This is a genomic window from Arthrobacter sp. H14 (assembly GCF_000520495.1).
Lineage (GTDB): Bacteria > Actinomycetota > Actinomycetes > Actinomycetales > Micrococcaceae > Arthrobacter_C.
The window spans coordinates 1-6,162 of the sequence record NZ_KI914670.1; the positions used below are offsets into that span (position 1 = coordinate 1).

Genomic DNA, 6,162 nt, shown 5'->3' on the forward strand with positions numbered 1-6,162 from the left:
CCATTCGGCCCAGGTACGGATCGCTATCTGATCCTTGAGCAGCGTTCCCGGTTTGGTATGCGACCGGCCCCGCGGCAGCATTTTTGCCCGTTCACCGGCGAGCTTCCGGTCGATCGTCGCCGCGCTCATGGCCACCAGCAACGCCGCTTGAGCTTCGGTGATCTTCAGCTCCTTATCCCGACGCAGCAAGGGCACCAACGTGGGCAGCATCGGTGCCAGCAGTTTGCCCGCCGGAGCGCGCAGCACCGACCAGCACTTGATAAGCGGGTCCAGCAGGTCCGGCCCGTACACCGGCGCCCGTCCGGGCCGGGCCCTGACGACTTTAAGCGTCAGGGCCCCGCGCAGCGCGGTCCGCGCGTAGTCGCGGTGCCAACCGGTCAGTTCGACCAGCTCATCCAGGATCCGGGATTTACCTGCACGATCGGCGCTCTTATAGGCGAGGGCTTTCTTCTTCGTCACGGCTTGGCGCTGGGCCATCGTTAGCTCCATAGAAACGGGCATAACCTGCAACAGCTGCCTACACCGTGAACCACGCCGCTACGCGGAGGTTTTCAATTGAGGCAACGTATGCAGTTACGCGGAGGTTTTCTATGAGTCAACGCGGCCCCTTAAGGCCGGTGCTAAGTTGACTTAGTATCAAGTCGCCGCAATTAGTGCGACTCTCTTTTAACGAAATTGCGTTATTTGCGGGGCTGAATTACCCGCCGCATATCCGCACTTCAAGTGGGAGAATACGGTGTTTCTGAGCTTGCCCGAGCAGGAACGGCTGATGATCTACTCGGCCGGAAAACTCGCCCTCGAACGCAAGGAACGCGGCCTCAAACTCAACCTTCCAGAGGCCACGGCCATCATCACCTCGTACTTGCTCGAAGGTGCCCGCGACGGCGAGATGGTGGCCGATCTGATGGAATCCGGACGCCACGTGCTCGGCCGGGACGATGTGATGGAAGGCGTTCCGGAGATGCTGGCCCAGGTTCAGGTCGAGGCCACATTTCCAGATGGAACCAAGCTCGTAACGGTGACGGGGCCGATCCAATGACGAAGAGCCATAATCCATTCGAGAACCCGAAGCTGAAGCCAAAAAAGCGCCATGTCGAGCCGACGCACCCCTCTGATGACCCGGGCCGCGACTACCCCAGCGAAAAGACGCCGGAGGATGAACCGCACCACTCGTCCGGACCGAGCAGTCCCAGTGAGCCGCGGCGCTCGGGCACCGGTGAACGGCAGGCACCGCGGCGCCACTCCGATGAGCTGCTGACCGAGTCCGATCCGCTGATCCCCGGCGAAGTCATTCATTGCGGGGACGACGTCGAGATCAACGCCGGCCTCGAAGTCACCACGCTGCGGGTTGAGAACACCGCGGACCGGCCCGTGCAGGTCGGCTCGCATTTCCATTTCGCCGAGGTCAACGCCGCCCTGGACTTTGACCGGTCCGCGGCGTGGGGCAAGCGGCTGAATGTGCTTTCGGGCGGAGCGATGCGGTTCGAACCCGGTGCTGCCGAGGAAGTCGAACTGATACCGATCCGCGGCAGACGAATTGTGCCCGGGCTACGGGGACTGTGTGGAGGAAAACTCGATGAGTAGGATTTCCCGTTCCGAGTACGTTGCCTCCTATGGACCCTCGGCCGGGGATCGGGTCCGGCTGGCCGACACGAATCTGTTGATCGAGGTGGAGGAGGACCGGTGTTCCGGCGGCGACGAGGCGGTATTCGGTGGCGGTAAGTCCATCCGCGAATCCATGGGCCAGTCCCGCGCCACCCGGGCCGAGGGGACGCCAGACCTGGTGATCACCGGCGCCATCGTGCTCGACCACTGGGGTGTCATTAAAGCCGACGTCGGCATCCGGGACGGGCGCATCACAGCTCTGGGCAAGGCGGGCAACCCGGACACCATGGACGGCATCCATCCCGACCTCGTCATCGGGCCCTCCACCGAGATCATGGCCGGCAATGGCCTGATCATGACCGCGGGCACCATCGACACACACGTCCACTTTGTCGGTCCCGACATGCTCCAGGAAGCCCTGGCGGTTGGCACCACCACGGTGGTCGGCGGCGGAACTGGACCGACCGAGGGTTCAAAGGCGACCTTGGCGACGCCGGGATCATGGTGGATGGAACGCATGCTCGAAGGGTTCGACCCCTGGCCGGTCAACGTCCTCTTCCTGGGACGCGGCAACACGGTTTCGCACGAGGCCATGTGGGAGCAACTTCGCGGCGGCGTCGGCGGGTTCAAGGTGCACGAAGACTGGGGAGCAACTCCGGCCGTCATCGATGCCGCCCTGCAGGTCGCGGACCAATCCGGCGTCCAGGTCGCCATCCACTCCGACACGCTCAACGAGGCCGGCTTCGTCGAGGACCTGCTCCGCGCCGTCAAGGGCCGCACCTTCCACGCGTACCATACGGAGGGCGCCGGCGGCGGGCACGCTCCGGACATCATCCGGATCGCCGCCGAGCGTAACGTACTGCCGGCGTCGACCAATCCCACCAGGCCCTTCACGGTGAACACTGTCGACGAGCACCTCGACATGGTGATGGTCGCGCACCACCTGAATCCGCAGGTGCCCAACGACCTCGCCTTCGCCGAAAGCCGCGTCCGCGCCGGCACCATCGCCGCCGAGGACGTGCTGCAGGACCTTGGCGCCCTGTCCATCATGTCCTCCGACGCGCAGGCAATGGGCCGCATCGGTGAGGTGGTCAGCCGGACCTGGCAAACCGCGCACCAGATGAAAAAGATCCGCGGGTCGCTGCCCGGCGACGGCAAAGCCGACAACCGCAGGGCCCGCCGCTACGTCGCCAAGTACACCATCTGCCCGGCGATCGCCCACGGTTTGGAACGCGAGATCGGTTCCATCGAACCAGGGAAAATGGCGGACCTCGTCCTGTGGCAGCCGTCCCTGTTCGGCGTCCGCCCCACCGCCGTTTTCAAGGGCGGCGTCGCAGCCGTTGCCGCCCTCGGCGATCCCAACGCCTCAATTCCCACCCCGCAACCGGTGCTTCCCCGGCAGGGCTTCAGCTCCCACACCCGGGCGGCGGCATCGACCAGTGTGGCATTCGTGTCCGAAGCGGCCATTGAGGACAATCTCGCGGAACGGCTGAATATCAACCGCAAGCTGGTCGCCATCGAAAACTGCCGGGGACGCACCAAGCAGGACCTGCCGGAAAACGCCGCCATGCCGCACATCGAGGTGGACCCCAACACTTACGGCGTGAAGATCGATGGCGAACTGATCGAGCACGAGCCGGCGCAGGAAGTGCCAATGGCCCAACGCTACTTCCTGTTCTAACCGCCACTGATGCGAGCGCACGCGCGAATCCATACCGAGCGGGACCTGACCCGGAACGGCGCGTCCGGCACGTTCGTGCGCCGCCTCCGTTCGCAAGGACCGCTCGTGCTCCGGCCAACCATGGAGCAACTCCCCACCTGGGCGTCGCGCTGGGGAATCAGCAATAACGACGCCGCCACGGCCCGCCTTGTTGCCGGGGCGGCAGGGCCCCTCGGCGGGGACCACTTGCGGCTCGACGTCGAGGTCGGCGAAGGTGCCACCCTCATGCTCGGCGCCGCCGCCGCAACATTGGCCCTGCCCGGGACGCACGGAACCGCATCGTGGAGCGAGGTCAACATCTCCGTCGCGGAAGGCGGGACACTGTTCTGGTCCCCTGGCACGCAGATCGCCGCGGAAAACTGCCACCACACCGGCTTTAACCGGATCGATCTCGCAGCAGGAGCGCGTCTCTATGCGCGTGAGGAAGTCCTGCTCGGGCGGCACGGCGAACCGCCCGGACGATTCCGCCAGCGGCTCCGCATCAGCCAGGCCGGCACAGCCCTCTACGACCAGGAACTCGCCGTCGGGGATGACGCTCCAGGCTGGAACAGCGCCGCGGTAACAGGTGGGCGCCGCGCGGTCGGATCCGTCGTCGTCGTCGACAATTCACCCGGCAACCTGGACTGTTTTGATACACCGATCCCCGACGGCTGCCCGGACACCGCCGTCATGCGGCTCGCGGAAAATACAGTACTGATCAGCAGCCTCGCCGCCGACGCCATCGACCTCCGCGCCCGGCTCAACACTGCCTTCTCCCCCTTCACCAGCGCGACCGCCTGATTCCCCCTTCAGGACGACTCCCCATCACGGGCACGCAGACCTGACTCCACACCCTGCCGCGCCTGAATCCACAGCTGGCCGCCATGCCCTGTCGCCACGACCGAACGCTGGCTACGCTGGTGCCATGTCCAAAGTGGTTTTCTATACAGCGACGTCGCTCAACGGCTACATCGCGGACGAGGCGAATTCGCTTGAGTGGCTGTTCGCCGTCGAAGCTCCCGATTGGCAGCAGTACGAGGAATTCTTCGATGCGGTCGGGGCCATGGTCGAAGGCTCGACGACGTACGAATGGGTGTTGAACTTTGAAGGTCTGCTCGAGCAACCGGAGAAGTGGAAAGAGCTGTACGGGAGCAGGCGGACGTTCGTGTTCACCAGCCGGGACCTGCCCAAGCCCGACGGCGCCGACGTGCAGTTTGTCAGCGGGGGCGTCGCCGATGCCTTTCCTGCGATAGCGGAAGCTGCGGGCGACAAGGACATTTGGGTGGTCGGAGGCGGCGACCTGGCCGGTCAATTCCTCGATGCCGGACTGCTCACCGAACTCCAGATCTCAGTAGCCCCGGTCGCGTTGACTGGCGGCGCTCCCCTGCTCCCGCGGCGCATCGAATCGGACCGGCTGAAGCTGCGGTCCGTCGAAAAGATGGGCCAATTCGCCCATATGACCTACGACGTCGTACCCCCCGCTGGCCCCCACCCCGCGCCGGGCACGGCCACAGCCACAGCCACAGCCATGGCCATGGCCACGGCAGAAGCATAAGACTGACGTGGGAAATCGGCTTTTTGACCTCACCGGACGCATCGCATTGGTCACCGGCTCCAGCCGCGGCATTGGCAAGGCGCTCGCCGCAGGACTGGTCGACGCCGGAGCCACCATCGTGCTGCACGGCGCTAACACCGAACGGCTCGAGTCCGCACGGGCGGAATTCTCGGACAGGTTACCGGCCGGGCGCGTCCACGCTGCCGCGTTCGACATCACAGACAGCAAGGCGGTGACCGACGGCATCAATTGGATTGAGGAAAACGTCGGTCCGCTGGAGGTACTCGTCAACAACGCCGGGATCCAGCACCGTGTCCCGATGCTGGACCTCGAAGTGGAAGATTGGGACCGTGTGATCCGCACCGATCTGACGAGTGCGTTCCTGGTCGGGCGCGAAGCCGGCCGGCACATGCTGCAGCGCGGATCCGGCAAGATCATCAACATCTGCTCGGTCCAGACGGATCTGGCGCGGCCAACCATTGCGCCGTACGTGGCGGCCAAGGGCGGATTGCGGAACCTGACCCGCGCCATGACTGCCGAATGGGCCAGCCAGGGGCTGCAGATTAACGGAATTGCTCCCGGGTACATCCACACCGAAATGACCCAGAACCTGGTCGACGACGATGCCTTCAACAGCTGGATCCTGGGCCGGACACCGGCTGCCCGCTGGGGCACTGTTGAGGATCTGGTGGGGCCCGTCGTGTGGTTGGGCTCTGAGGCCTCCAACTTCGTGAACGGGCAGGTTATTTTCATCGACGGCGGGATGAGCGTTGTTGTCTAAAGAAGCCGTCTCACCTGCGCCCGCCGTCGTCGTGCATAGCGCCGGTGACCTCCGGGTTGAACGCATCGACGTGCCCGCACCGCAGATGGACGAGGCTATCGTCGAAATTGCCTATGGCGGTATCTGCGGCTCCGACCTGCACTACTGGACCCACGGTGCTGCCGGCGAATCGATCCTGCGCGAACCCATGGTGCTTGGCCACGAGGTGGTGGGCACGGTAGTCACAGCTGCGGCCGACGGGTCCAGTCCGGACGACGGCGTCGACGTCGCCGTGCATCCCGCAACACCAGGAACCGAGCCTGAGAGGTACCCGCAGGACCGTCCCAACCTGTCGCCCGGCGGAACGTACCTGGGCAGCGCAGCCCATCTACCGCATACCCAAGGCGCATTCGCGAAGTATATGGCTCTGCCTGGACGAATGCTGAGGCCGTTGCCGGACGGATTGGCGCTGCGGGATGCGGCTCTGGCCGAACCCGCCAGCGTCGCCTGGCACGCCGTCGCACGTGCAGGGAAAGTGGCGGG

At 64.9% G+C, this 6,162-nt stretch carries 7 protein-coding genes and 1 pseudogene; 7 read left to right on the forward strand and 1 reads right to left on the reverse strand.

What is annotated here, in order from left to right; genetic code table 11:
- Positions 1–477 (reverse strand): annotated as a pseudogene (locus Y707_RS0115705) (integrase); the annotation flags it as partial.
- Between the two features lie 259 nt (positions 478–736).
- On the opposite strand from Y707_RS0115705, the gene Y707_RS0115710 reads away from it, so the two are divergent.
- From Y707_RS0115710 to Y707_RS26620, 7 genes are all read left to right on the forward strand, one after another.
- Positions 737–1,039, forward strand: coding sequence for an urease subunit gamma (locus tag Y707_RS0115710; protein WP_026535795.1), 303 nt, complete (start codon positions 737–739; stop codon positions 1,037–1,039).
- Positions 1,036–1,584: an urease subunit beta gene (locus Y707_RS30010; protein WP_081744929.1), complete on the forward strand. Its 549-nt coding sequence runs from the start codon at positions 1,036–1,038 to the stop codon at positions 1,582–1,584. Before Y707_RS0115710 ends, Y707_RS30010 begins: the two co-directional genes overlap by 4 nt.
- Positions 1,577–3,286 (forward strand): urease subunit alpha, encoded by a 1,710-nt coding sequence (locus Y707_RS0115720; RefSeq protein ID WP_026535797.1) that lies wholly within the window; start codon positions 1,577–1,579, stop codon positions 3,284–3,286. The genes Y707_RS30010 and Y707_RS0115720 overlap by 8 nt, the downstream gene beginning before the upstream one ends.
- 9 nt (positions 3,287–3,295) lie before the next feature.
- The gene (locus Y707_RS26610; RefSeq protein WP_051442092.1) at positions 3,296–4,105 is read left to right on the forward strand and encodes an urease accessory protein UreD; all 810 of its coding nucleotides are present in this window, start codon (positions 3,296–3,298) and stop codon (positions 4,103–4,105) included.
- Positions 4,106–4,229: 124 nt separating this feature from the next.
- Complete coding sequence (locus tag Y707_RS26615; protein WP_081744930.1) at positions 4,230–4,859, forward strand: dihydrofolate reductase family protein; 630 nt, start codon at positions 4,230–4,232, stop codon at positions 4,857–4,859.
- 7 nt (positions 4,860–4,866) lie between these two features.
- Complete coding sequence (locus Y707_RS0115735; RefSeq protein WP_026535798.1) at positions 4,867–5,640, forward strand: SDR family NAD(P)-dependent oxidoreductase; 774 nt, start codon at positions 4,867–4,869, stop codon at positions 5,638–5,640.
- On the forward strand, positions 5,633–6,162 hold a 530-nt coding region (locus tag Y707_RS26620; protein ID WP_253905207.1), incomplete at its 3' end, for an alcohol dehydrogenase catalytic domain-containing protein. The genes Y707_RS0115735 and Y707_RS26620, both read left to right, overlap by 8 nt.